Here is a 23,934-nt window from a genome sequence, read left to right as displayed (position 1 = left end):
CCTCCGAGAGCGAACGCCGAGCTGCGCTGCCAGCATGGCTGCACGAGTACAACCACCACCGACCCCACACCGCCTGCTGGAACCAACCACCCCATCACCCGCTTGACCAACCTGTCAGGACAGTACACCTAGCGGCGTACCTGGCGAGAACATCAGGCCAACGCGTCGAGGACCAGCGTGAGCCCGTACCCGAACTCGGCACCAAAGTCGTAGCCCGGCTGAAGGATGTGCGCCACCGAGAACTCGACGAGATGCGGGAACTCGTTCGGATCGAAACCCTCCAACATCTGCGCCGCCACCCCTGGCACGGTCTCCGGGCCATGAATGGGCAACGCCGCCTCCGACAGGGCGAACCCGAAGACGTAGCTGTCGATCAGGGCGAAGGCGTGGGCGGTCTTGGCCACCGAGAAGCCCCCTTGGCGCAGGGTGCCAATCACCGCGTTGTGGTGCCGCATGGTCGCAGGGCCGGGGTGGGTCCGAGACTGGAGCAGCTGGATCGCCCACGGGTGCCGGCGTAACGCCTCGCGCGCAGACACAGACCGTCGCCGGATCTCCGCCTGCCAGTCCTTGCCGGGCGTGGGCAGCTCGATCTCGCTGAACACGAGGTCGACAATGCCGTCGACGATGGCGTCCTTGTTGGCGACGTGGTGGTAGACCGACATCGGCTTGACGTCCAGCTCCTGGGCGATCGAGCGGATGGTCAGGGCGGCGAGCCCGCCCGCGTCGGCGACGGCCATGGCGCCCTGCAGCACCCGTTCTCTGCTCAGCCTCGGGCGCGCGTTCTCGGGCCGGGTCTGTGCGGACATTCTGCTCCTCGGTCGCCTAGTCACATTGAGCCATGTACTTACCGTACTTAGTACGTCCGCATAGGCGTACTAAGTACGGATGAATAGTCCATCTGGGAAAACCGAAGGACGTCACGACATGAACATCCAAGAGCAGCCCCAGGTGCAGGCCGAAAAGGCGGTCGGACCGGCCGTGGGTACGGGCGTCGATGACGCCACGATGTCGGCGATCGTGCAGGCCGGCTACGGCGAGGCGGATGTCCTGCAGCTCGACCGCGTGCCCGCCCCGAGATCGCGGAGAATGAGGTCCTTGTCCAGGTGCGGGCCGCGGGCCTGGACCGCGGCACGTGGCACCTGATGTCGGGCCGCCCCTACCTGATGCGAGTGATGGGCTTCGGCCTTCGCCGGCCCAAGAACCCGGTGCCCGGTCTCGATTTCGCCGGCACGGTCGTCGAGGTGGGTTCGGCAGCGACGAAGTTCTCGCCGGGAGACGAAGTCCTCGGTATCGCCAAGGGCTCGTTCGCCGAGTACGCCGCGGCGCGCGAGGACAAGGTGGCGCCCAAGCCGGCGAATCTCACCTTCGAACAGGCGGCCGTGGTTCCGGTGTCCGCGATGACGGCGCTGCAGGGGCTAACCGACGTCGGCAGGGTCCAGGCGGGCCAGCGGGTCCTGGTCATCGGAGCCTCGGGCGGAGTCGGCTCGTACGCCGTGCAGCTCGCCGAAGCGTTCGGTGCGCACGTCACGGGCGTGGCCCAGCACGGCGAAGCTCGACCTCACCCGGTCCCTTGGTGGTGACCACGTCATCGACTACACACGCGAGGACTTCGCCGACGGCACCCGGCACTACGACCTGGTCCTCCACATCGGTGGCAACCCGCCCCTTTCCCGGTTGCGTCGAGCACTGACACCCACCGGCACCGCGGTCATCGTCGGCGGCGAAGAGGGCGGCAAGGTGACTGGGGGTTTCGGTCGAAGCCTGCGCGCGCCCCTGGTGTCGCTGTTCGTCAAGCAGCGTTTGGCCACGCTCGCCAACAAGGAGCGCGCGAGCGATCTCGAGCGGCTCACCCAGCTCATCGATGCTGGCGACGTCGTCCCCAGCATCGACCGGAGCTACCCGCTGGCGCAGGTGCCGGACGCGATGCGTCAGCTCACCGCCGGTCAGGTCCGCGGCAAGGTCGCCATCACCATCTGATCCAGCCACCTGGCACACCCGCACTGAACGCACACCACCGCTACGAAGAAGGACGCCATGACCACTCAAACACCCACCCCTGTTCCCGCCCGGCGCGTGCCCGACGCCGTTTCACCTGGCACCTTCGCGCCGCCGGGACACCCGGATGCGGTACTCGCGAAGCATCGGAGGGCTGTTCATCGCCGGCTTCCTGACCTATGGAATCGGCGCCCTGATGACGACCTCGGTGACTGGGAACGAAAGCTTCCTTGCCACGGTGCCCTCCCACCGCGGCATCTTGGTGCTCGGCGCTCTCCTGATGCTGGCGAACACCGCGGTGGACATCGGCAAGGCGGTCCTGTTCTTCCCGGTGATCGAACCGCACGGCAGGCGGACCGCATTGGCCTACCTGGCCACGATGATCTTCGAGGTCGCGCTGATGGCGGTCGGGGTGTTGGCCCTGCTGGTGCTCCCGCCCCTGGCCGACCAGGCCGCGTCGGGTCACCTGAACCAGGGCACGGCCCAGTCGTTGGGCTCGCTCGCAGTCGACGGCAACGAGCTGGCCTACCAGGTCGGCCAGCTGTCGCTCGGTTTCGGCGCGATGTTCCTGGCCTACCTGCTGTTCCGCACAGGACTCATCCCGCGTGCCCTGGCCGGCCTGGGCGTCGTCGGCTACGCGACCCACGTGGCGGGAGCCATCTTCGAGCTCTTCGGCGTCCACATCAGCATGTGGCTCCTGATCCCCGGCGGCATCTTCGAAGTGACGCTCGGAGCCTGGCTGCTCGTCAAGGGCTTCAACGCCACTGTCTACCGCAAGGACCCACGTCGGGTCGCGGTCAGCGCATGACTGAGGAACCCGGCGCGGCAGGGACGGCCACCGGCCGCCTCGGCACCGGCCGCCTCCCGATGGCCGGTCGGACGGTGCTGGTCACCGGCGCGACCGGCGGCATCAGGAAAGCCACAGCCCTCGGCCTGGCCGCGATGGGCGCGCACGTTGCCATCACCGGCCGGGACCGCGCCCGCACCGACGGCGCTTCCCAGGAGATTGCGGCGGTCAGCGGTGGAGTGGTTCACGCCTTTGTCGCAGATCTCTCCACCCAGTCGCAGGTGCGGCGCCTGGCCGCCGAGGCGCTTGTCGCCTTCCCGCGCATCGACGTCCTCGTGAACAACGTCGGCGGCTACTGGAACACACGCCACGTCACCGCCGACGGGCTTGAGCGCACCTTCGCGTTGAACCACGTCGCACCCTTCCTGCTCACCGACCTCCTCCTCGACCGGCTGAACGAAGGTGGCTCCTCCCGGGTGGTGACGGTTTCGTCGAACGCACACAGCGGCGGCACCATCGACTTCGACGACCTGCAAGGTGAGCGGTCTAACTTGGGCTCGCGGGCCTACAGCCAATCGAAGCTGGCCAACCTGCTGTTGACCTACGAGCTGGCGCGGCGGCTGCGCGGAACGTCAGTCACGGCCAACGCCCTACATCCCGGCTTCGTCAGGACGGGCTTCGGCGCCTCTGACCGGGCGCACTGCAGCGGGTGCCCGTGCCGGTCATCAGGCCGTTCATGAAGTCGCCGGCGCAGGGCGCGGTGACCGCTATTCAGCTCGCCTCCGCACCGGGTCTGGCGCAGGTGAGCGGTCAGTTGTTCGCGGGTAGGCGGCCCAGGCGGTCGTCCCACAGCAGCTACGACGAGACCGTAGCGGCTCGGCGATGGCGCGTGAGCGCCGACCGAGCGGGCTGCGGTAACGACATAGACCCACCTGACATGCGGCGGCGTATCGGCGACCCCGGAGCGGCCGCTCAGTAGGGGCCGGGGCAGCCGCTCGGTGAGGTTGCCCCGGTCGCCGTGTGGCGTTGCCGCGCATGGCTGACGGGTCGCAGTTCCGCGGTTGGGACTGAGCCGCCCTCAACGCGTTTGGCGGTGCAGCAACGGCGCCACCCGACGGGCCCACACGGAGGCCATCGCCACGAAGGCAGCCACCGTGACGGCGGTGAGGACGACCAAGGCGAACACTGAGGCTTCAGGGCCGAAGTCCCCGCCGCTGAGCCAGCTTCCCACGCGTGGGTTGGGAGTGCTCACGGCGACCGACGAGCCCAGGTCGCCGCCAGAGACCGCGGCACCGAACAGGTACCCCTGCGCGAAGTTCCAGGCGAAGTGCGCCGCGATGGGAACCCACAGGCGACCGGTGAGGGCGTACAGGGCGCTGAACATGAGCCCTGCCATGGCCACGGTGCCGGCGGCGAGAGGGGTCGCGCCCGGGTTGGACAGGTGCAGCGCAAGCGAACGCGACGGCGACGACTGCGAACGCCGGGACCGGCCCGACGACTCGCCACAGCAGCCGCAGCAGCAGAGCCCGCACCCACAGCTCTTCGGTTACTGCTGCTTGCAGAGCAGGCCCTGCGGCTGTCGACGCAGGCGCCGCCCCGACCAGGGTGATGTCGTAAACGTTGGTGATGGCCAGCAGCCCCATCAGGCCGCTCATCATGACCAGCCCCAACCCAGCCCCAACGGCCAGTTCGCGGCCGGCGGCCCGCAGTCCCAGCTCGCGAGGTCTTCGTGCTTCGCCCACCCGCACGGCTCCGGCGTAGACGACCACGGCGGCCAGACAGGCGACCGCCTTGCCGGCCAGCTGCAGGGCGGCGTCGTCGGCGGGAACATGGTCAACGACCCATTGCAACGGCACGCCGAACGCTGCGGCGGTGGCGAAGAACAGGAGCACGAACCATCCCAGGGCACGCAGCCAGAGCCACCGTCCGGGTCGCAGGACCCGGACTCGGCCGAGTTCCATGGCCACGGTCGGCAAGCCAGGGCGACGTCTCAGGGGTTGGGTCACGGGCGGGGTCGTCGGCTGGCTCATGGCGTTCCTTGGACGGTGACGCTGCGACTCCTGCGCCCGATGGTCCCCGGGCCGCTGCCCGAGTGTGTGCCCGGAACGCTAGGCACGGGCATCGCCACGTCATCACCACACGTGATGATGCGCGTGGTGACCTCACCATGACCGAACGCGGACTCCTGCGGGTTTGCGCAATGCCGACCGCAGGCACGGGTGTTGGCGACCTGAGGCGGAACAGGCTCGTCGTGCTCCTATGCTCAGCAGATGGCGGTCCTGGGGACGAAGGTGCACGTCCCTGTTCTGCGCCGCGAGCTCGTGGCTCGCGCCCGACTTGTCGCACAGCTCAACGCCACCTGGCAGCCGCGCCTGGTGCTGCTGTCCGCACCAGCAGGTTTCGGCAAGACAACCCTGCTGAGCCAAGCCATGACCGGTAGCGGCGGGACCGGACGTGCGGTCGCGTGGCTGTCTCTGGACGCCAGGGACAACGACCCCCGTCGTTTCCTTGAGCACGTCGTCGCCGCGCTGGCGACCGTCGGACCGTTCCCGGAGGCGGCGTCCCTGGTGGGGCCTGCAGCGCCTGTGGCAGCTGAGGCGGTCCTGACCACTGTGGTCAACGAGCTCGACCTGCTGCCAGGGCGCATCGTGCTGGCGCTGGACGACTACCACGTCATCGAGTCGGCGCAGGTGCAGCAAGCGGTGACGTTCCTTCTCGAGCACCTGCCACCTCAGGCGTCCCTGGCCATCGCGACCCGAGCAGACCCAGCCGTGCCACTTGCGCGGCTGCGAGCCCGAGGTGAGCTGCTCGAGCTGCGAGCCGATGACCTGCGCTTCACCGAGGGCGAAGCCGCCACCTTCCTCACCGACGTCATGGGCCTGCACCTGGCCGAGGGTGCCGTCGCCGCGCTCGAGGCACAGACCGAGGGATGGGTAGCGGGGCTTCAGCTCGCCGGCCTGTCCCTGCGCGGGGTCGACGACCCTGCCCGGTTCGTGGCCCAGTTCACCGGGACCCACCGCTTCGTCCTGGACTACCTCGTCGACGAGGTGCTGCGCCACCAACCCGAGCACGTCCGGCAGTTCCTCCTGGAGACCTCGGTGCTGCGTCACATGACAGGGCCCCTGTGCGACCAGCTCACCGGCCACGGTGGCAGCAACGAACAGCTGGAAGCGCTGGACCGGGCCAACGTGTTCATCGTCGCCCTCGACGACCGTCGTGAGTGGTACCGGTACCACCACCTGTTCGGCGACGCGTTGCGCTCACGCCTGACGGCGGAGTTCCCTGACCGGGTGCCCATCTTGCACCGGGCCGCGAGCGAGTGGTTCGCAAGCCACGGCCTCGCTGAGGACGCCGTCGCCCATGCCCTCGCCAGCGGCGACCCGGAGTACGCGGCGGACCTTGTCGAGGCCGTGCTGCCGGACCTGCGCCGTGAACGCCGCGACGTGATGATGCGTGACTGGTTGACGGCCCTGCCCCAGGACGTGGTGCAGCGCCGTCCGCTGTTGGGCACCTACCTGGCCTGGGTGCGTCTGGTGGCCGGCGACCTGGATGGAGTGTCCGTGGCGTTGGGTGACGCCGAGGCAGCCTTGGCGGAAAACCCCCCAGTCGCTGACGCGGACGCATCGGCCGCCGTTCGCGAGGAGCTGCGGACGCTGCCGGCGACCATGAACGTCTTCCGCGCCTCCGCAGCTCAAGCACGCGGCGACACCGCCGCCACCCGCCGGCACGCAAGAGCAGCGTTGCAGCTCACCGGACCCGACGACCACATGGCTCGAGGGGGTGCCCTCGGCTTCCTCGGCCTTGCCGCCTGGGGCAACGGAGACCTCGCCGATGCGGTCACCACGTTCACCGAGGCCGTGCACCACATGGGAGCAGCCGGCGACGTCAGCGACCTGCTCGGCAGCACGGTCGTCCTAGCGCAGATGTGGACCGGCCGAGGCCGACCCGGCGAAGCGCGACGCCTCCTGGAGCAAGCCCTCGCCACCGCGCAGCAGCACCCCGGGGCGGCGTTGGCCACGCTCGGCGACCTGCACGTGGCCCTGGCTGACGTCCTCGTCGAGCAGGGCGACCTCGACGCGGCCACCGCTCATCTCGAGGCGGCCTCATCCTTGGGGGACGCGGCGTCACTGCTGGAGAACCGGTACCGCTGGTACGTCACCATGGCCCGCCTGCGCCGCGCCCAAGGCGACCTCGAGGGAGCTGCGGAGCTCCTGCGGCAGGCCGAGCCCCTGCACCTGCCCGGGTTCTTCCCTGACGTGCGCCCCATCGCGGCGCAGCTGGCCCGGCTGCGCATCGCCCAAGGGGCGCTGGAGGACGCGCAACGCTGGGCGGACACCCGAGCCGAACAAACACCAACCACCTCATACCTGGACGAGTTCGCGCAGCTCACCATGGTCCGGCTGCAGATCGCCCGACACCGCGCGGACGGCGACGACGCCGCCCTTAAAGACGCGTTCCGACGGCTCGACCATCTCACTCCCAGCGCCACCACCTCAGGCCGTGACGGCAGCCTGCTGGAAATCAGCATCCTGCGAGCCATGGCACACCACGCCGGACACGACGTGGCCGCCGCCACCAAGGAGCTGTGCAGCGCCCTGCGGTCAGCACGTCAAGGCGGGTATGTCCGCCTCTTCCTCGACGAGGGAAAACCGATGCTTGACCTGCTCGACCAGATCACGGAGCCGCCCGAGGTCGCCGAATACGCCCACACTCTGCGACCCCCTGCGCCAACCACCTCGCTCCCACCCCCTGGTCAGGCTGAGTTGCTCAGCGACCGCGAGCTGGAAGTGCTGCGTCTGCTGGCAACCGCTCGGACCGGGCCCGGCATCGCCGACGACCTGTTCGTGTCCATCAACACCCTGCGCACCCACACCAAGCACATCTTCACCAAGCTCGACGTCAACACCCGACGCGCCGCCGTCGAACGGGCCACCGAGCTCGGCCTGCTCTGAGGCCTGCCCCGGCGAAGGATCACCACCGCGGTCACATCACATGGTGATTCGGTCACACGCCGCGATTTCTACGTTGGTGCTGTCCCCGAAAGCCCCGGGGGCACCACCAGCGAAGGAGCACGCCATGACCGTCACCACCACCCGCCTCACGCAGGCGGCCGCCGTCGCGACCGCCGTTGCTGGGACCATCTTCGTCCTTGTGCAGATCAACCACCCGCCCACCGTCCTGGCGTCCGCGACCACCACCGACTGGTTCGTGCGCAACGCCGCCAAGACCGTCATGGCCGTCCTGGCCCTGGTCGGGTTCACCGGCATCTACCTGCGTCAGCGGGCGAAGGTGGGTGTCCTCGGGCTGGCCGGGTACCTGCTGCTCGGCATGGGCTACTTCATGTTGTTCGGGACAGAGTTCGTCGCGACCATCGTGGTGCCGACAGCAGCCCCGTCCGCCCCCGGCTACATCGGCGACGTCATCGCCGCAGCCTTCGGTGGCAAACCCGTCGGCGACATCGGACCGTTCATGACGGTGTTCGCGCTCACCGCAGTCGGCTACGCCGGCGGAGGTCTGCTGTTCGGCATCGCCACCTTCCGCGCCGGCATCCTGTCCAAGTCCGCAGCCGCCTTGCTCGCTGTCGGCAATGTCGCCACGCTGTCGCTGGCCGTCCTGCCGTCGTCGTTCAACCGCCCGATGGCCGTGCCCACCGGAATCGCCCTGATTGGTCTCGGAGTGTCCCTGTGGCGCGACCAGGCTCGCCAGCAGACCGCGGCCGTCACCACGACCGCCGCCATGCCGCAGCCTGCGGCAGCGGTCCGATGACGACGCGGCAGCGGGGGTGGCGCCTGCCGGTGGCACTCATCGCCCTGAGCGCCGTCCCGGTCCTGGCCGGCACCGCGCGACTGGTCGAGCTCTCGGGAGGACCGGTCCTCATCAACCCCGACGCCCGGTTCACCGCCTCCCCGCTGCCGGTCGCCGTGCACATCGCCTGCGCCGCCACCTACTCCCTGCTCGGCGCTTTCCAGTTCCTCACCAGGTTCCGCAACCGCCGGCCCGGCTGGCACCGCACAGCCGGGCGGGTGCTGGTGGTCGCCGGGTTGGGGGTAGCCGGCTCAGCGCTGTGGCTGACGCTGTTCTTCCCCCCGCAACCCGGCTCCGGCCCGCTGTTGTACGTCCTGCGGCTGGTGTTCGGCCCCGCCATGGTCGCCGCGCTCATGATGGGAGTGGCCGCCATCCGACGTCGCGACATCAACGCTCACCGCGCATGGATGACGCGCGCGTACGCCATCGCCGTCGCGGCCGGTACCCAGGCGTACACCGAAGGTGTCGGCGGCGCCCTGTTGGGACACAGCGGCCTGGCCCTTGACATCTCGCGCGGCGCGGCCTGGGTGATCAACCTGACCATCGCCGAGTGGGCCATCCGTCGCCCCGCCGCCACGCCGAACCGCCGCCGCGTCGCGGTCGCCGTGGGAGGACCCCGATGAGCAGCCGTTGCGAGGTCAGGGTCGACGGCCACCTCGACGAGCGCTGGGCCGCGGTTCTCGATGGGTTCGACCTCCGGCACGACGCCGACGGGACCACGACCCTGACCGGTCTGGTGGTTGACCAAGCCCACCTGCACGGGCTCCTGGCCCGACTGCGCGACCTCAGTGTGCCGCTGCTGTCCATGCAGGCAGCCCCCGCGCCCGAACCACCGGCCCAGCTGAAACAGCCCTTGGCGTCGCTGACGTGGCCGCGGCCCACGGACCGGCTCGTCCTGCGACCGGCTACGTCCGACGACGCGGAAGGCACGTGGCGGTACCGCCGCCTGGAGACGGTCAGCCGCTGGCTGACCGAGGTCCCCGCCAGCCTCGAGGCGTACCGGCTCACCTTCGAGCAACCCGACCGGCTGGCCACCACCATCGTGGCAACGCTCGACGGGCGCATCGTCGCAGACCTCATGCTGCGGGTTGAGGACGCTTGGGCGCAGACCGAAGTCGCCCACGTGGCCCACCGGACCCAGGCGGAGATTGCGTGGGTGCTGGACCCCGACGTCACCGGTCAGGGGTACGCCACCGAAGCCGCCCGAGAGCTGCTCACAATCTGCTTCGACGACCTCGGTCTGCGACGAGTGACCGCGACCTGCTTCGCCGACAACGTCCCCTCCTGGCGCCTGATGGAACGCATCGGGATGCGCCGTGAAAGCCACGCCGTCCAGGACGCACTACACCGCACGGGTCGATGGATGGACACGTTCATCTACGCCGCTCTGCCCAGGGACTGGTCGCCCCGCAGCGACCACCCCGAGGTCTGACGCGACCCATCAGCTCGCCACCTAACGGAACACCGGCGCACACGCTTCCGCTCCTGCACCAGATTCGGAGGATGCCATGACATCGACAACCGTTGCACGCTCGACCACCGATACCCACGAAGGGCTTGCCCTGTGGCGCGTCGACCTGATGCGCGGCGGCTACCTGCTCATGGCCGTCGGGCTGGCCTTGGTCAAGTGGCCTCTGCTCGGCCACGCCGCGTCCCTTCCCGTGTTTGAAGGCGTCACCCTCAGCCTGGTCGGCCATGTCCTTCTTGGCCATCGTGGGGGTCCTGCGCCCGGTCAAGATGCTGCCGGTACTGATCTTCGAGACGACATGGAAGGCGTTGTGGCTCGGCTTGGTCGCCGTACCGCACCTGCTGACCGGCGACATGGACACCGAGACGACCAAGATCCTTGTGAGCTTTGCCCCCGAGGTCGTCATCCTTGCCGTCACACCTTGGGACTACGTATGGCGCACCTTCGGACGTGCCCGGGTGGAGGCATGGCGGTAACGCGCACTGCGACCGTTGTCCGACCCTAGAACGGAGGGTGGAGCGCCTATCCGCGGTCCTTGGCTGTTCGCGCCCTGACGTGCACGCGTTCACCTTGGGGACCGAAGAGGCTGAGGACCTCCGCGGCGTGCGTGCCGTCACTACCGAACCAGTGCGGCACCCTGTCGAACTCGACGACCTCGCCGGGTCCCAGCACCAGGTCATGCTCACCCAGGACAAGGCGCATCCGCCCGGACAGCACGTACAGCCACTCGTACCCCTCGTGCGTTTTGGGTTGCGGAGCGGAGTTGCTGGCGGGGACCACGATCTTCCACGCCTGCACCCCTCCCGGTTGCCGGGTCAAGGGCAGGACCGTGTGTCCGTTGCGCTTGCTGGCTTTCAGGCGTACCCGCGGGTCGCCGACCTCCGGAGCGCCGACGAGGTCATCCAGCGGCACCCGGCATGCCTGTGCTAACGGCAGCAGCAGCTCGAGGCTGGCGCGTCGCTGACCGGTCTCGAGCCGGGACAGGGTGCTCTTGGAGATTCCGGTCGCCTCCGACAAGGCGGTCAGGGTGACCCCTCGGTGCAGCGGCAGTTGCTTCAGCCTCGGACCGACCTGGTCGAGGGCCGTGGCGATGATGGTGGCGCTGTTGTCCATCCGGCCATTCTGGTCGCAACCACCCACCGTTCCCAGATCAGCAACGTTTGTTGCCTTGCGGGCGGCATGAGGTCACTGTCGTCCCACGAACCGATACGACGTCCTCATCATCGGCGGTGGAGCCGCTGGGGGCTATCGCCCACCAGCACAAGACAGTCCGTGACCAGCGCAAACGCTCGGTCAGGGACTACTTTGTTGGGCTGTGGAAGCTCGTCGAAATGCCCCGTGCGGCTTTCGATCACGGCATCCCAGGCCTCTGCTCCGCCGATCAGGACGGGCCCGCAGCTGCCTGCGATACACGGCCTCCGTCACGACCGTGCTGCGGTTCCCAACGAGGCGGGCGATGTCCTCGATCGGCATTCCGGAGCCCGAGAGAATCGACACGAAGCTGTGCCGGAGACCCCCAACAGGCAACACGTCTCCAGCACGATGGTCACGCCGCCTCCGCCCGCCGGCGCCGCTGCAGCTGCCACTCAGGAAGTACGAGCCCTCCCGCAGCTTGGGTACGGCCATGTCGAGGGTGCCGACCCGGGTGTCCAGCTCACCGGGCCGGTAGCCGTTGCGGCGGTTGGACCGCTCCGGATCGCGGACCTCGTATGCGGCGTACGCGCATTGTGCGTCGTGAGCCCTGCTGACCGTGGTTCCCTTTGCGAATCGAGCTGGCGAGACTTCGTTACCTTCAACATGCCAATCAGCCCTTGCTTCCAGGACGAGGACCTGACAGGTCAACTCGTCACAGCGAGCTGTTCGTCGGTGGCGAAGGATGCGCCCCCGGCATCATGCACGTGCACGTCGGCGACGCCGGGCATCAGGACGGATCCGGCCTCCGGCACGACGCGGCCGGGCGGCAGGCCCTCTCGGACGTCGACGATCCGGTCGCCGACGACCTCCACCCAGCCCGGCGACAGAACGACCTCCGGGGTGACGACGTGCGCTGCGCTGACGAGCGCCGACGCAGCGCTCGGGACGCTCGTCATCGGGTCTCTGTGACCTTCCTGAGCCCACGCGGATGGTCAGGGTCGAAGCCCCGTGCCAAGGCCATCTCCCGCGCCAGGGCTTGGAAGGGGACGACCTGCACGAGCGGCGAGAGCTGCTCGTCCACCACCGGGTCGCCGAGTCTCGTGGTGATGCCGAAGTCGTCGGCCAAGGACGACGGGCCGAGCAGGCACACCTCTGCGCCAACCTCCCCGAGCCGGTTCAACACCGGCCGCAGGAGCTCGGCGCCGACCCCGTTGGGAGCGCACACGATCACTGGGTGGTGGACGTCGACCATGGCGACCGGTCCGTGCAGCAGGTCCGCCCCGGAGAAAGCCTGTGCCGCCACGTAGGAGGTCTCCATGAGCTTGAGAGCGCCCTCTCGCGCCGTGGGATAGGAGAAGCCGCGCCCTACGGTGAGCACCCGGTCGGCGAAGCGGTACCGCGTCGCAACAAGGGCGACCGACTCGTCGAGGACCTGCTGGATCGCCGCCGGCACCTGCCGAGCCTGGCGGCCGTCGCCGCCGCGCCAGGCATCGATCAGCAGCCAGAGCGCCTGCAGCTGGGCCGTGTAGGTCTTGGTGGCCGCCACGGACAGCTCCGGCCCGGCGTCGATGTCGACCTGCAGGTGGGCCGCAGCCGCTACCTTCGAGTCCGGTGCGTTGGTGACCGCCAGGGTCAACGCCCCGTTGGCCGCCGCGACGCGGGTCGACTCGGCGAGATCCGGCGAGCCGCCGGACTGGCTCACAGCCACCCATAGCGTGTCGGCGAGCCGTGGGGTCGTCCCGTAGGCGGTCAACGTCGACATCGAGGCCAGGCCGCATGGGAGTCCCAGCTCGGTCTCGAGGAGGTACTTCGCGTAGAGCGCGGCGTGGTCGCTGGTACCACGGGCTGCCAGCAGCACGAACCGCGGATCCGCGTCGCGTACCCGCTCGGCGACGACGCGGATGGCCCTGAGTTGCCGGTCGAGCTGGCCGGCCAGCACCTGCGGCTGGGCGGCGATCTCGGCCCCCATCAGGGATCCCGGCGCGGGGTGGGCGGCGTCCTGCGTGCTCATGAGGCGGCGCGTCCGGCCGGGGCGTCGGCAGCCGAGAGGCGCAGATCGATCTCGAACGGTCGTCCCCATGGGAAGTCCACCTCGGCGACCCGCCAGCGCGGGTCTCCGCCTGACAGGTCGGCGAGGACCTCGGCGAGCCGCTGCTGCACCCACGTGGCGGCCTGCTCGCCGCGCTCACCGTAGAGGTCGACCTCGTCGTAGCCGTTCCCGCGTGCCATGAGCTCACGTCGCACGACGGACTGGTATCCGTAGTCCTCCACAAGCCGGGTCACCAGGAACCGCTGCCGGGCGTTCACGTCCACCGTCCCGGTGACCTCGCCGAGGACCCCGGTCACCGCCGCGGCCACCGTGGAGCCGATCGCGTTGCCCGCGGTGTTCCAGCCGCCGTACGCCACCAGCGCGAAGAGCAGTTGTGCGTCCCGGAGACCCTCTACCAGCTGGGGGTCGGCCCCGTTGGGGTAGCGGCAGTCCGCGACCGCGACCCGCTCACCGCGGTCCAGAGCGGCCCGGACGGCGGCCACCGTGGCAGCCACGAGCTGCTCGTCCGTGGGCCGCGCGGGGCGGGGTCCGTAGTAGTCGCCACCGTCGGGCGAAGGCGCGTGGACGACGAGACGCACGTCGGCGTGCTCGACGTCGACGCGTGCCCCGGCAGCGCTGATCTGCCGCGTCACAGTCGTGGCGAGCGGCACGTTCTCGAACGGCGCCACTCTGTCGAGGCCACCCGGCTCCACGCACTCGACCGCGAAGCAGACCGTGTGCCCGTGGTGCAGGCTCAGCAGCCGGGCCACCATCACCGAAGCCACCTCGTCAGCTCCCGGGTAGACCAGCAGGCTGTCGGTGGGGCCGAGCAGTGTCCGCCAGTACTCGACGATCGCCTGCTCTGCCGAGCCGGCGGAGAACTGCGCCGTGTCGTCCGCAGTCAGCAGCAACGTCTGCACCACGCCCGAGTGGAGCATCCCGATGCCGGCTAGGTTGACCGCGTGGTTGCGCAGCCGGCGCAGGGCGAAGTCGCGGCGCAGACCGTCTGGGATGCCGGCGTCGGCGACCGTGTCGTTCTGGCCGCCGGGCTGCAGCTGACCCAGCCACGCACGGTGGGCTCGGGCCCCCAGCGCGTGGAGTTGCACCCCGTGCTGCGTCCAGTAGTCCGGCTCCTCCGAGGCGTTGTTGGAGTTGCTGGCGCGCAAGAACACGTTCAGCGCACCGATGGGCAGGTCGGGGTGACGGCGGTGCAGGTCGTCGAGCACTGAGAGGCGGCCGAGCACCTCCGGCAGTGAGTCGTCACTGATGCGCGACGGGATCAGCCCGCCGTAGCCCAACATGTCGAGCGACACCACGGCACCGTGAGCTCCTGCGGAGCACGCCTCGGTGAGCCACGCGCCGAGGCCTCGCGGGTCACCTCCCTGGCGGAAGCGGGGTAGCAGCTCCTGCGGCGGGAGGACGACGGCCGCCCCACCGATGGCCGCGATGTCGCGGACCATCACCGTGTTCACTGGTCGGTCGTCGAGAGGTAGCAAGGCGAGGTCCATGAGTCTCCTTCGTGCGGGGTCTCCAAATGGTATACACCACTTTCGGCGGCCGCGTCACGAACTAGAGGGGGCTGGCCCGACTGAGGCCGGTGCCAGCGCACCCGGGTGCCAGTCTGCCGTCTGTCTAGGATTGGGGCGTACCAATGGCCGGGAGAGGAGTGCACAGGTGGGATCTCTGAACGAGCGCGAGATCGGGGCGGCCCTCGAGAGGCTGGGTCTGCGCCGGCGGCATCACGTGCTGTTGCACTCGTCGTTGTCGTCCTTGGGCCACGTCGAGCGCGGCTCGGCTGCGGTCGTCCAGGCATTGCTCGACGTCGTCGGGGACGACGGCACCGTGCTGGCGCCCACCCTCACGGGGAACGAGCACATCGGTCCCGATACGACGGTCCGCTTCGACGTAGCCCGATCGGCGGCGTGGACCGGGAGGATCGCCGAGACGGTGCGTTCGTGGCCGGCCGCCGTCCGCTCGGTGCATCCCACCCACTCGGTTGCCGCGGTCGGCGGTGCCGCCGAGCGACTCACCGCAGGGCACGAGGACTGCGTCACCCCCTGCGGTGCTGGCTCGCCGTATGCCCGCCTGGCCGCGGACCCCGACGGCGTCATTCTGCTGCTGGGATGCGACCACGAGTCCAACACGACACTGCACCACGTCGAGGAGCTCGCTGGGGTTCCGTACCACCTGCAACCGTCACCGGTACCCGCCGTCATCGAGACGGAGCAGGGCACGCTGAACCGCGAGTACTGGGTGCACCGGTACGGCACGCCGCGCAGGTTCTCGGCCATCGAGCCGCTGCTGCTCCAGCGGGGCCTGCAGCGCACGGACGTCGTGGGGCAGGCGACGGCAAGGCTGGTGCCCGCCGGAGCGCTGGTGTCCTTCGCGTTGGAGGTGCTGCGCGCGGCTCCGGAGTTCTTCGTGGCGGACGGCGCGCAAGGCTAGTGGCAGTAGGTCAGCCGGTGCCGTGCCGCTTGGCCACTGCGACCGTGAGCTGGTAGGAGTACCGATCGGCACGGTAGAGCGAGACGGCGTGCTCGACGGGCCGCCCCCGGTGGTCCACGGCCAACCGGTCCACCTCGAACGCTGCCGAGTAGGCGGGCACCTCAAGGTCGCTCGCGTCGTCAGGATCGAGCACCGTGGCCCGGATGGTCTGGTCGGCCCGGTCGATCTGGATCCCGTAGCGCTCGGCGAGCAGCTCATACAGCGAGCCGCTCACGTCCTCCGCGCTCAGCCCGGGGACCAGCTCAGCGGGCAGCTGGCTGCGCTCCAAGCAGATCGGGGCGCCGTCGGCCGTCCTGACCCGGCGGATGGAGACCACGGGCGATCCCGGGCTCAGCTCGAGCAATGCGGCTAGGTTCGCGCCTGCCGGTTCCTGCGTGACAGAGATCTCGAGGGAGCCCGGCGCCATGCGGCGCGAGCGCATGTCCTCGGAGAAAGACGTGAGCTCCATGGACTTGGCGATCCGGGTGGGGCGCACAAAGGTCCCTGAGCCCTGGATCCGGTAGATCCGGTTCTCCGTGGTGAGGTCGTCCAGCACCCGCTGCACGGTCAACCTGCTGACGCCGAGCTGCTCCGCGAGCTCACGCTCGGTGGGCAGGCGGTCGTGGGGGCCGAGACCCGCGTCGATGGTCTGCAGCACGTGCCGACGCACCCGCTCCGACTTGCCGCCGTTGGACTTCGCGCGGGCCGACGGCTCAGGACGCGCGGGCTGGACGAGGGAAGACATGGCACCTCTTCGGATGGCGGGTTCCGCAATGGTATACCCCACTGTTGTCGGGGGAGGCGAGCGCTCCGGGGTGGGTGTCACATCGTCGCGAGATGGGGAAGCGGCTTCGGTGCCTCTTGACCCCGCCGGCAAGATTGGGATATACCAATTACACATCCCCTTCCGAACCGTTGGAGTCTTCTATGAGGTTCACGCTTTTCCGCCCGAGCACCGCTGCGAAGTACGCGGTGGTCGCCGCGTCCGCCGCACTGGTCGTCACCACGGCAGGCTGCTCCTCCGGCGGCGAGTCGGCCGGCCAGGGGCCGAACGGCAAGACCGAGGTGACGTTCTCCTACCTGTGGACGGGCCCGGAGGCTCAGGCCTTGGAGAAGGTCATCGCCAGCTTCAACGCCAGCCAGAGCCAGGTCGAGGTCAAGGGGGTCTCCAACCCCGACATGCAGAAGCAGTTGGCGTCGATGTCGAGCGCCAAGGGCTCGTTCGACATCAGCGACGGGTTCGGCAACCAGGTGGGCAGCTGGGCGAGCAAGGGCGTCCTCGAGCCGCTCGACCAGTACATCTCGGACGACCATGTCGACACCGCGGACTTCGTGCCGGCGGCCATGGGCCAGATGAAGTACCACAACAAGACCTACGCGCTGCCGATCGCTGTGCACAGCTTCGAGCTGCTCTACAACAAGAAGCTTCTCGCCGACGCCGGCGTGACGCCCCCGAAGACGATGGACGAGCTCGCCTCGGCGATCAAGAAGCTGACCAAGGTAGGCGCTGGCGGGAACATCACCCAGCTCGGCCTCGGGAATCCGGACCTTCCGACGTCCATCACGACGTTGGGTTACGCGTTCGGCGGCGACTGGAACGACCCCTCGACGGGCAAGCCGACTCCCGACAAGCCGGGCAACGTGCAGGCATTGGACTTCTACGCGAAGAATGTCGTGCAGGCGTTCGGGGCGGACAAGGTGAACCGCTTCGTCGGCGGGTTCGGCCCGTACATGTCGGCCCAGGACCCGTTCCAGACTGGCAAGGTGGCGATGGAGATCGACGGCGAGTGGCGCTCTGCGAGCATCACCTCGACCGCGCCCACGATGAAGTGGGGAGTGACGCAGATCCCGGTGGCCGACCCCTCGCTGGCGGGCAGCACGCAGCTGACCACCAGCACGCTGTTCATCCCGGCCAACTCCCAGCACAAGGCCGCGGCCGCCAAGTTCCTTGCCTACATGGTCGGCAAGGACGGCATGCTGCCGTTCACCCGCGCGCTCGGCAACCTGCCGGCCCGCACCTCGATGCTCGACAACCCGATCTACAACGACCTGCAGAACTTCAAGCCATTCCTGGACTCGCTGAAGAGCGACAAGGTACACGCGCTGTCCAGCGCGCCGGGCGGATCGCAGTACGCCACCGACCTGGCCTCGGCCATCGACTCGGTGAACCGCGGCAAGGCGTCGGCGCAGCAGGCGCTCAGCAACCTGGCGACCAAGACCGCGAAGTACGGCCAGTAAGCGCTATGGCCAGTAAGCGTCCGGTGGCGAAGGCCAGGCTCCGCAACAGCCTGGTGGGCCTGGGCTTCGCCGCTCCCTTCATCGTCGGCTTCGCCGTCTTCATCGCTTATCCGTTGGTGGCCTCGGTCGGCTACAGCTTCACCGACTTCAATCTGTTCCAGACGCCGACCAACATCGGCCTGGCGAACTACCAGGCGATGCTGCACGACGACCGGCTGATCACGAGCATCAAGAACACCCTGCTGTTCGCGGGCGTCGGGGTGCCACTCAACATCGGCATCGCGCTGGTCGGGGCGCACCTGCTCAACCTGCCGGTGCGGGGTCAGCCGCTGTACCGTGCGATGGCGTACCTGCCGACGATCGTCCCGGTTGTCGTGGGGGCCTACCTGTGGAGGTGGTTGCTGAACCCGCAGTACGGGTTCGTCGACCACCTTCTCCGGATGGCGCACCTGCCCGACCCGAACTGGCTGCTCGAGCCGGGCTGGGCACGTGCCGCGGTGATCATCCTGTCGGTGTGGACGGTGGGCGGGACGATGATCGTCTATCTCGCGGGTCTGCGTGAGGTGCCGAAGGACCTGTACGAGGCCGCGAGCCTGGACGGCGCGGGGATCATCGGGAAGTTCCGCCACATCACGTGGCCGTCCCTCACGCCGATAACGCTCTTCCAGTCCATCGTGCTGACGATCGCCTACCTGCAGCTCTTCGCCCAGCCGTACCTGCTGGCGCAGAGCCGGCTGAACGAGTCGACGGCAGGCCCAGGTGACTCGATGCTCAGCTACTCGATGTACCTGTTCCAGAGCGCCTTCGTGAACCTGAAGATGGGCTACGCCTCGGCAATGGCCTGGGTGCTGTTCCTGTTCACCATGCTGCTGACCTTCGCGCTGCTCGGCTCTGCTCGAAAGTGGGTGCACTATGTCAACGGCTGAGGTCGTGGACCGTCGCCGGGCCGACGCGCCGCAGGTGTCGCGGCCGCCCCGGCGCATCCCGTCCACCTTCGTCGGCGTTGTGCCGCTGCTGGTGATGCTGGCCTTCTTCGTCTTCCCGTTCCTGATCATGGTGGTCACTGGCTTCAAGACGCCGGCCGACATCTTCCACGCGCCGCCGAAGTTCTGGCCCACGCAGTGGACGCTCCAGAACTATGCAGCGGCAAGCGACTCGCTCCCTATCGGGCGCTACCTGCTCAACACCTGCCTGGTCACCGGCCTGTCGGTGCTAGGAACGCTGATCAGCTGCCCCTTGGTGGCGTACTCGTTGTCGAAGGTGCATTGGCCAGGCCAGAAACCGTTGCTGCTCATCGTCTTGGCGACGATGATGCTGCCGCCTCAGGTGACGATGATCCCGGTCTACATCATGTGGAGCAGGCTCGGCGCGACCAACAGCTACTGGCCGCTCGTGGTGCCGGCCTTCCTCGGCACGCCGTACCTCATCTTCATGATCCGCCAGTTCATGATGGGTATCCCCGACGAGTTGCTCGAGGCCGCCCGCGTCGACGGAGCGTCGCAGTTCCGCATCTACCGCTCGGTGATGCTGCCGCTGTGCCGTCCAGCGCTGGTCACGGCCGGTGTCTTCCAGCTGGTCTGGACCTGGAGCGACTTCCTCGGGCCGCTGCTGTATCTGAACGATCCCAAGAAGTACACGCTGTCCGTCGGCCTCTACGCGTTCTTCTCCGAGCACGACGTGGCCTGGGGGCCGCTGATGTCGGCCTGCGTGATCTTTACGCTTCCCGCCCTCGGCATCTTCCTGCTCGGCCAGCGCTTCTTCATGAACCAGATGACGGCGGGGGCTTTGAAGTGACCGAGACGAGCAGAGGGACGAGGACCGACCCGGTCGCAGAGGGGCCGCTGCCAGGTTTCAAGGGTGGGCTCGTCGTCTCGTGCCAGGCGCGCGACGGGCATCCGCTCCATCGCCCGGACCTGATCGCCGTTATGGCCCGGTGCGCGGAAGCGGCTGGCGCTGTAGGTCTGCGCATCTGTGGGGAGGACGACATCCGGGCCGTGAAGAAGGCCACGTCGTTGCCAGTCATCGGCCTTGAGAAGGTGGATGGGGGTCATCGGCTGCTGATCACGCCGACGTACGACGCTGCGGCTCGGCTGGTCGAGGCGGGCGCGGACGTGGTGGCCCTGGAGGTGACGAGCGAGACGTCGGGCGACGGCGCCGCCCTCGTGCAGCGGGTCGCTGAGCGCCTGGGCGTACCTGTGATGGCCGACGTCTCCACCGTCGAGGAGGGCTTGCTGGCGTGGCAGGCGGGTGCTGCGGTCATCGGCACGACGCTCTCCGGCTACACACTCGACACCGGCCCGATGCCGGACGAGCCGGATGTCGACCTCGTCACCTCGCTGCACAAGCAAGACCTCACCGTCGCGGCAGAGGGTCGGTACCGCACCGCCTACCAAGTCGCGGAAGCCTTCGACGCCGGCGCGTCGTTCGTCGTGGTCGGTGGTGCCATCACCGACCCCGTGGCGATCGCGAGGCGGCTGGTGGCCGCCACCCCGATGAGCCGCCAGGAAGGCACCTCGGCCCGATGAGCGTCCTCCTCGCCGTGGACGGCGGCCAGGGAGCCACGCGGATGAGGCTCGTCGTCGACGGCGCCGCCGTGCACGAGTGGCGCGTCGCCCCGGGGCGTCCTGGTGACCAGCCAGATGCGGTGCTGGTGGCCATGTCGGAGGACGTCGCGACCGCCCTCCAGCAGGGTGGGTTGCCTGCGCCGATGGTGCTCTCGGCAGGCATGACGGGCTTCCACGGCGCAGTGACCGGCGCCGATCGTGTCCTGGCGTCGTACGGCGCCCTTGGAGTCGTGCGCGTGGTGCTGGCCACTGACGCCGTGACGTCACTCCTGGGCGCTGTGGGCGTGGTGCCGGGTGCCGTGGTCGCGGCGGGCACCGGCACCATCGTGCTGGCCAGCGATGGCAAGGGCCGGTGCGAGCGCGTCGACGGGTGGGGATCCACGTTAGGCGACGACGGCAGCGGCTACGCCGTCGCGCGGGCTGGCCTGCGGGCCGCCTTCCGCAGTCTCGACGGCAGGAGCGGCTCCGAGGCACTTCGCGCGGCGGCGGAGCGCCGCTACGGATCGCTCAACCTCTTGCCGGCGCGTGTGGCAGGAGCGTCGGACGCCGTCCCGCTGGTCGCGCAGTTCGCCGAAGACGTGGCGCAACTCGCGCTCGAGGCCGACCCGACTGCCGCCGACATCTGGGACCGGGCGGGGGAGGACCTCGCCGATTCCGTAGCCGCAGCGGCAGTCCGGGTCTTCGGCGGGATCAGCGCCGCGCGCGGCAGCGCCATCTCATGGGCAGGCGCACTCTTCCGCGCCGGTGACCTGCTGGTGCAACCGTTCCAGCGGGGGCTCGCCCGGCACGGACTGCCGCCGGCTCAGCCACCTGTAGCCGACGGCCTGGCCGGCGCCGTGGCCTTGGCGCGGTCCGGCGTCCCAGAGCTCTTCCCGGCCCTGGCCCAGAGTGCAGCGACCATCCCGGACCCAGCACCACGCTCGACCAACCGCTCGACGATGAGGAGCAGCTCGTGAACCGATGGACAGCCGCCACAGCAGCAACGGCGTTCAGTGCTTGCCTGGCCCTGGGCGCGGTGCCTGTGGCGCCAGCGGCTCAGGCCGCCGCCGGCAACGGGCGGTGCAGCTCATCCAGCCCGTCCTTCAGCGGCTCCTTCATCCAGCCGGACCTCGTCGACCGCTGGACCGACGCGCAGTTGAGCGCCGAGATGCGGGTGCTCAAGAAGGCCTGCATCACCGAGGAGGTCATCCAGTGGACCGCCGACACCGGTGCCTCGCCGGCGACGCGCATCTACCCGTCCTCCCAGGCCCCGCAGAGCACCAAGACCGATGTCGTCGGACGGATCCTTGCTGCGGCCCACCGTCAGGGGATCAAGGTCTACCTAGGCCTGCAGACGAACAACGATTGGTGGACGAACTACGCCAACGACCAAGCCTGGCTGGACGAGCAGGCCGCCTACGCCAATGAGCTGGCCAACGACCTGTGGAAGCGGTACGGCTCTTACAAAGGCACGCTCGCCGGCTGGTACCTGTCGTTCGAGGTGGACAACTTCAACTTCCCGTCGTCGACGACGTGGGACCGGATGCGCTCGTTCTACCGCACTGTCGGTGCGCATCTCGACCACCTCACGCCGGGCAAGCCGGTTGTGATCTCGCCGTTCTACAACACCAGCGGCGGCCTCACGGCCTCGCAGTGGTCGACCATGTGGCGCGACATCCTGCTCGGATCCCACGTCGACGTGGTCGCCCTGCAGGACGGCGTCGGTGCCGGCCACGCCACCACCGACCAGCTGCCCGCGTGGTTCGGCGCGACGCGGATGGCGATCGAGAAGGCCAGCCCGACGACGCAGCTGTGGGCTGACACCGAGACGTTCATCCCGGCCAGCACCGGCTTCCTCTCGATGCCGACCGCGCAGGTCGTCGCTGACATGCGCGCCGAGCGGCCGTACGTAGACCGGTACTGGAGCTTCTCTTATGACCACTACTACAGCCCGGTGGTCGTCAACCCGGCCTACGACAAGACCTACCGCGCCTACCTGAAGTCCGGCCATGTCGACTCGCAGGCGCCAAGCGCCCCGAGCGCCCTGACCGCCACCGCCAGCGACCCACAGACGGTGCGCCTGCAGTGGCAAGGCGCATCCGACAACATCGGGGTGACGCGATACCGCATCTACCGGGACGGCACCTTGATGCGCCAGCTCCCTGTCGCTGACCAGCAGAAGGCTGGTGCGAGCGTGTCCTACAGCGACGCCCAGCTCGACCCGGGGAAGAGCTACATGTACACGGTCGTTGCAGAGGACGCCGCGGGGAACAGTTCCGCGTCGAGCGAGCCCGCCACCGCGACCCTGGGCGACGCTCCGTCCACCCCGGTCAACCTCTCGCAAGGCCGGGGCTACGCCTGCTCGCTACCCGGCAGCTCGAGCTACCCGGACGACGGGACGAAGCTCACCGACGGTCGGCTCGGGACGACGACGTTCACCGACCCGGCTTGGACCGGCCGACTGACCGGTTCGCCGTTCAGTTGCGCCGTGGACCTCGGAGCGGTGAGCACCGTGAACGAGGTGAGCACCCGCTGGCTGCAGGACCCGGGGACCGGGATCGTGCTTCCGTCCAGTGTCGTCGTCGAGGTGTCCACCGACGGGCAGAACTACACCCCGCTCGGCTCAATGGCGGCGCCGTCGTTGGGTGACCAGAAGGCGGTGGCAACCTTCCGCCTCATCAACGTGTCAGCGGTCGCGCGGTTCGTGCGGCTCACCGTCAACCCGACCGGCGCCGGCTGGTCGTTCACCGACGAGCTGGAGGTCCGGCAGCAAGCTTCCTCCTGACGGGAGGACATGACGATGAGCAGCCGTGGGCACCGCAGCGGCACGTGGCCCTGACAGGCTGACCAGCGGAGGGGGCAGCCCCCTTGCTGCCCGTCAGCCGGACGGCTTGGGTGTTGACCTGCGCAAACAGCGCATCTGTGGATCGCATTACCCCGATCCCCCCATCCTCCGATGGGCCTTTGGGGCATGGCCGTGATGTCTTCTTTGGGGGTGAGGAGGCGGCGAGGGTGTGGCGGGTGATCGCCCGGGAAAACGCCGCGCAGCCTCTTCGCAGTTGGCCAGCATGGGAGGTATGGGCGATGGCACGGAAGCGGGCGAACGCCGGTGACTCAGGGTGGCCTCGGTCCCCGAGGAACCTAGAGGTGCACCGGGAGACACTTCTGGAGTGGATCACCAAGGGTGACCTTCCGGCCATGGTGCTCCGGGGTAGCGAGTGCCGCGTGGCCCGGGAGGGACATGGAGGCACTGCTGGTGCTACGCCACGGTCCCGCGCTCCACGCGGCGGTGTGGTGCTGCGTGAGCCCAAGGGCAGGGCGTGGCCATGGCCATGGGCGGGGCCGCCCACCGGCGCTGTCTTGTCCTGGTCGCCTACTCCTTCTGCATGAGCCGTCACCGGCCGTCTGTATCAAGCGCCAGGCACTGTCCACCCCGTAGGTTGCCAAGGGT

24 protein-coding genes and 2 pseudogenes are annotated in these 23,934 nt (G+C 68.8%); 18 read left to right on the top strand and 8 right to left on the bottom strand.

The annotated features are described in order from the left end of the window. Window positions 1–132, top strand: a pseudogene (locus tag PHA84_RS11985) (integrase core domain-containing protein); the annotation flags it as partial. A gap of 20 nt (window positions 133–152) precedes the next feature. On the opposite strand, the gene PHA84_RS11980 reads toward PHA84_RS11985, so the two are convergent. Next, window positions 153–806 (bottom strand): TetR/AcrR family transcriptional regulator, encoded by a 654-nt coding sequence (locus PHA84_RS11980; protein WP_270888332.1) that lies wholly within the window; start codon window positions 804–806, stop codon window positions 153–155. Between the two features lie 118 nt (window positions 807–924). Between PHA84_RS11980 and PHA84_RS11975 the strand changes: the two genes are divergently transcribed. The 5 genes from PHA84_RS11975 (at window position 925) to PHA84_RS11955 (ending at window position 3,522) form a co-directional block, all read left to right on the top strand. Next, window positions 925–1,143 carry a hypothetical protein gene (locus tag PHA84_RS11975; RefSeq protein WP_270888331.1) on the top strand — a complete coding sequence of 73 codons (219 nt, stop codon included), beginning with the start codon at window positions 925–927 and terminating at the stop codon, window positions 1,141–1,143. Further along, window positions 1,143–1,580 carry an NAD(P)-dependent alcohol dehydrogenase gene (locus PHA84_RS11970; RefSeq protein WP_270888330.1) on the top strand — a complete coding sequence of 146 codons (438 nt, stop codon included), beginning with the start codon at window positions 1,143–1,145 and terminating at the stop codon, window positions 1,578–1,580. The genes PHA84_RS11975 and PHA84_RS11970 overlap by 1 nt, the downstream gene beginning before the upstream one ends. Then, window positions 1,516–1,977 carry a zinc-binding dehydrogenase gene (locus tag PHA84_RS11965; RefSeq protein ID WP_270888329.1) on the top strand — a complete coding sequence of 154 codons (462 nt, stop codon included), beginning with the start codon at window positions 1,516–1,518 and terminating at the stop codon, window positions 1,975–1,977. The genes PHA84_RS11970 and PHA84_RS11965 overlap by 65 nt, the downstream gene beginning before the upstream one ends. A 145-nt stretch (window positions 1,978–2,122) precedes the next feature. Beyond that, window positions 2,123–2,803, top strand: a complete 681-nt coding sequence (locus PHA84_RS11960; protein ID WP_270888328.1) for a DUF4386 domain-containing protein — start codon at window positions 2,123–2,125, stop codon at window positions 2,801–2,803. A 74-nt stretch (window positions 2,804–2,877) separates the two neighbouring features. Beyond that, complete coding sequence (locus tag PHA84_RS11955; protein ID WP_270888327.1) at window positions 2,878–3,522, top strand: SDR family NAD(P)-dependent oxidoreductase; 645 nt, start codon at window positions 2,878–2,880, stop codon at window positions 3,520–3,522. A gap of 338 nt (window positions 3,523–3,860) precedes the next feature. On the opposite strand, the gene PHA84_RS11950 is transcribed toward PHA84_RS11955, so the two are convergent. Then, window positions 3,861–4,223, bottom strand: coding sequence for a CPBP family intramembrane glutamic endopeptidase (locus PHA84_RS11950; protein WP_270888350.1), 363 nt, complete (start codon window positions 4,221–4,223; stop codon window positions 3,861–3,863). A gap of 829 nt (window positions 4,224–5,052) precedes the next feature. Here PHA84_RS11950 and PHA84_RS11945 point away from each other — a divergent pair. The 5 genes from PHA84_RS11945 (at window position 5,053) to PHA84_RS11925 (ending at window position 10,531) form a co-directional block, all read left to right on the top strand. Next, window positions 5,053–7,734 (top strand): LuxR C-terminal-related transcriptional regulator, encoded by a 2,682-nt coding sequence (locus PHA84_RS11945; protein ID WP_270888326.1) that lies wholly within the window; start codon window positions 5,053–5,055, stop codon window positions 7,732–7,734. A gap of 124 nt (window positions 7,735–7,858) precedes the next feature. After that, the gene (locus tag PHA84_RS11940; RefSeq protein ID WP_270888325.1) at window positions 7,859–8,548 is read left to right on the top strand and encodes a hypothetical protein; all 690 of its coding nucleotides are present in this window, start codon (window positions 7,859–7,861) and stop codon (window positions 8,546–8,548) included. Next, entirely contained in the window at window positions 8,545–9,210 is a 666-nt protein-coding gene (locus tag PHA84_RS11935; RefSeq protein WP_270888324.1) for a DUF2306 domain-containing protein, read from the top strand. The genes PHA84_RS11940 and PHA84_RS11935 overlap by 4 nt, the downstream gene beginning before the upstream one ends. Continuing rightward, complete coding sequence (locus tag PHA84_RS11930) at window positions 9,207–10,019, top strand: GNAT family N-acetyltransferase (protein ID WP_270888323.1); 813 nt, start codon at window positions 9,207–9,209, stop codon at window positions 10,017–10,019. Before PHA84_RS11935 ends, PHA84_RS11930 begins: the two co-directional genes overlap by 4 nt. Before the next feature lie 263 nt (window positions 10,020–10,282). Further along, on the top strand, window positions 10,283–10,531 hold the full coding sequence (locus PHA84_RS11925) for a hypothetical protein (protein WP_270888322.1): 249 nt from the start codon (window positions 10,283–10,285) through the stop codon (window positions 10,529–10,531). A gap of 46 nt (window positions 10,532–10,577) precedes the next feature. On the opposite strand, the gene PHA84_RS11920 is transcribed toward PHA84_RS11925, so the two are convergent. The 5 genes and pseudogenes from PHA84_RS11920 to PHA84_RS11900 form a co-directional block, all read right to left on the bottom strand. Beyond that, window positions 10,578–11,168: a helix-turn-helix domain-containing protein gene (locus tag PHA84_RS11920; protein WP_270888321.1), complete on the bottom strand. Its 591-nt coding sequence runs from the start codon at window positions 11,166–11,168 to the stop codon at window positions 10,578–10,580. Between the two features lie 395 nt (window positions 11,169–11,563). Next, window positions 11,564–11,750, bottom strand: a pseudogene (locus tag PHA84_RS11915) (transposase); the annotation flags it as partial. A 143-nt stretch (window positions 11,751–11,893) separates the two neighbouring features. Beyond that, entirely contained in the window at window positions 11,894–12,145 is a 252-nt protein-coding gene (locus PHA84_RS11910; protein WP_270888320.1) for a hypothetical protein, read from the bottom strand. Further along, window positions 12,142–13,200, bottom strand: a complete 1,059-nt coding sequence (locus tag PHA84_RS11905; RefSeq protein WP_270888319.1) for an SIS domain-containing protein — start codon at window positions 13,198–13,200, stop codon at window positions 12,142–12,144. The genes PHA84_RS11910 and PHA84_RS11905 overlap by 4 nt, the downstream gene beginning before the upstream one ends. Next, window positions 13,197–14,726, bottom strand: a complete 1,530-nt coding sequence (locus PHA84_RS11900; RefSeq protein WP_270888318.1) for a DUF4127 family protein — start codon at window positions 14,724–14,726, stop codon at window positions 13,197–13,199. The genes PHA84_RS11905 and PHA84_RS11900 overlap by 4 nt, the downstream gene beginning before the upstream one ends. Before the next feature lie 166 nt (window positions 14,727–14,892). On the opposite strand from PHA84_RS11900, the gene PHA84_RS11895 reads away from it, so the two are divergent. Then, window positions 14,893–15,663 carry an AAC(3) family N-acetyltransferase gene (locus PHA84_RS11895; RefSeq protein WP_270888317.1) on the top strand — a complete coding sequence of 257 codons (771 nt, stop codon included), beginning with the start codon at window positions 14,893–14,895 and terminating at the stop codon, window positions 15,661–15,663. Window positions 15,664–15,673: 10 nt separating this feature from the next. Here PHA84_RS11895 and PHA84_RS11890 read toward each other — a convergent pair whose 3' ends face one another. After that, window positions 15,674–16,447: a GntR family transcriptional regulator gene (locus PHA84_RS11890; protein ID WP_270888316.1), complete on the bottom strand. Its 774-nt coding sequence runs from the start codon at window positions 16,445–16,447 to the stop codon at window positions 15,674–15,676. 182 nt (window positions 16,448–16,629) lie between these two features. On the opposite strand from PHA84_RS11890, the gene PHA84_RS11885 reads away from it, so the two are divergent. Genes PHA84_RS11885 through PHA84_RS11860 form a run of 6 tightly spaced genes read left to right on the top strand, consistent with a single transcriptional unit; the run spans window position 16,630 to window position 23,268 of the window. Beyond that, window positions 16,630–17,940: an ABC transporter substrate-binding protein gene (locus tag PHA84_RS11885; RefSeq protein ID WP_270888315.1), complete on the top strand. Its 1,311-nt coding sequence runs from the start codon at window positions 16,630–16,632 to the stop codon at window positions 17,938–17,940. A gap of 5 nt (window positions 17,941–17,945) precedes the next feature. Further along, window positions 17,946–18,866, top strand: a complete 921-nt coding sequence (locus PHA84_RS11880; RefSeq protein WP_270888314.1) for a carbohydrate ABC transporter permease — start codon at window positions 17,946–17,948, stop codon at window positions 18,864–18,866. Between the two features lie 4 nt (window positions 18,867–18,870). Further along, window positions 18,871–19,734, top strand: a complete 864-nt coding sequence (locus tag PHA84_RS11875) for a carbohydrate ABC transporter permease (protein ID WP_270888313.1) — start codon at window positions 18,871–18,873, stop codon at window positions 19,732–19,734. After that, window positions 19,731–20,465 (top strand): N-acetylmannosamine-6-phosphate 2-epimerase, encoded by a 735-nt coding sequence (locus PHA84_RS11870; protein WP_270888312.1) that lies wholly within the window; start codon window positions 19,731–19,733, stop codon window positions 20,463–20,465. The genes PHA84_RS11875 and PHA84_RS11870 overlap by 4 nt, the downstream gene beginning before the upstream one ends. Continuing rightward, a complete protein-coding gene (locus PHA84_RS11865) occupies window positions 20,462–21,460 on the top strand; it encodes a BadF/BadG/BcrA/BcrD ATPase family protein (protein WP_270888311.1) in 999 nt (332 codons plus the stop codon). The genes PHA84_RS11870 and PHA84_RS11865 overlap by 4 nt, the downstream gene beginning before the upstream one ends. After that, window positions 21,457–23,268: a DUF4434 domain-containing protein gene (locus tag PHA84_RS11860; RefSeq protein WP_270888310.1), complete on the top strand. Its 1,812-nt coding sequence runs from the start codon at window positions 21,457–21,459 to the stop codon at window positions 23,266–23,268. Before PHA84_RS11865 ends, PHA84_RS11860 begins: the two co-directional genes overlap by 4 nt. Window positions 23,269–23,934: the final 666 nt, after the last annotated feature.

Source organism: Pedococcus sp. 5OH_020, assembly GCF_027812955.1.
GTDB lineage: Bacteria > Actinomycetota > Actinomycetes > Actinomycetales > Dermatophilaceae > Pedococcus.
Note: the sequence above shows the minus strand (reverse complement) of the source record. Positions and strands in the feature narration are given on the sequence as shown.

Bases quoted from the DNA above. Each gene is read 5' to 3' on its own strand.
- PHA84_RS11980 (WP_270888332.1), bottom strand. From the start codon at position 806: ATGTCCGCACAGACCCGGCCCGAGAACGCGCGCCCGAGGCTGAGCAGA.
- PHA84_RS11975 (WP_270888331.1), top strand. From the start codon at position 925: ATGAACATCCAAGAGCAGCCCCAGGTGCAGGCCGAAAAGGCGGTCGGA.
- PHA84_RS11970 (WP_270888330.1), top strand. From the start codon at position 1,143: ATGTCGGGCCGCCCCTACCTGATGCGAGTGATGGGCTTCGGCCTTCGC.
- PHA84_RS11960 (WP_270888328.1), top strand. From the start codon at position 2,123: ATGCGGTACTCGCGAAGCATCGGAGGGCTGTTCATCGCCGGCTTCCTG.
- PHA84_RS11945 (WP_270888326.1), top strand. From the start codon at position 5,053: ATGGCGGTCCTGGGGACGAAGGTGCACGTCCCTGTTCTGCGCCGCGAG.
- PHA84_RS11940 (WP_270888325.1), top strand. From the start codon at position 7,859: ATGACCGTCACCACCACCCGCCTCACGCAGGCGGCCGCCGTCGCGACC.
- PHA84_RS11935 (WP_270888324.1), top strand. From the start codon at position 8,545: ATGACGACGCGGCAGCGGGGGTGGCGCCTGCCGGTGGCACTCATCGCC.
- PHA84_RS11930 (WP_270888323.1), top strand. From the start codon at position 9,207: ATGAGCAGCCGTTGCGAGGTCAGGGTCGACGGCCACCTCGACGAGCGC.
- PHA84_RS11925 (WP_270888322.1), top strand. From the start codon at position 10,283: ATGTCCTTCTTGGCCATCGTGGGGGTCCTGCGCCCGGTCAAGATGCTG.
- PHA84_RS11920 (WP_270888321.1), bottom strand. From the start codon at position 11,168: ATGGACAACAGCGCCACCATCATCGCCACGGCCCTCGACCAGGTCGGT.
- PHA84_RS11910 (WP_270888320.1), bottom strand. From the start codon at position 12,145: ATGACGAGCGTCCCGAGCGCTGCGTCGGCGCTCGTCAGCGCAGCGCAC.
- PHA84_RS11905 (WP_270888319.1), bottom strand. From the start codon at position 13,200: ATGAGCACGCAGGACGCCGCCCACCCCGCGCCGGGATCCCTGATGGGG.
- PHA84_RS11900 (WP_270888318.1), bottom strand. From the start codon at position 14,726: ATGGACCTCGCCTTGCTACCTCTCGACGACCGACCAGTGAACACGGTG.
- PHA84_RS11890 (WP_270888316.1), bottom strand. From the start codon at position 16,447: ATGTCTTCCCTCGTCCAGCCCGCGCGTCCTGAGCCGTCGGCCCGCGCG.
- PHA84_RS11885 (WP_270888315.1), top strand. From the start codon at position 16,630: ATGAGGTTCACGCTTTTCCGCCCGAGCACCGCTGCGAAGTACGCGGTG.
- PHA84_RS11880 (WP_270888314.1), top strand. From the start codon at position 17,946: ATGGCCAGTAAGCGTCCGGTGGCGAAGGCCAGGCTCCGCAACAGCCTG.
- PHA84_RS11865 (WP_270888311.1), top strand. From the start codon at position 20,462: ATGAGCGTCCTCCTCGCCGTGGACGGCGGCCAGGGAGCCACGCGGATG.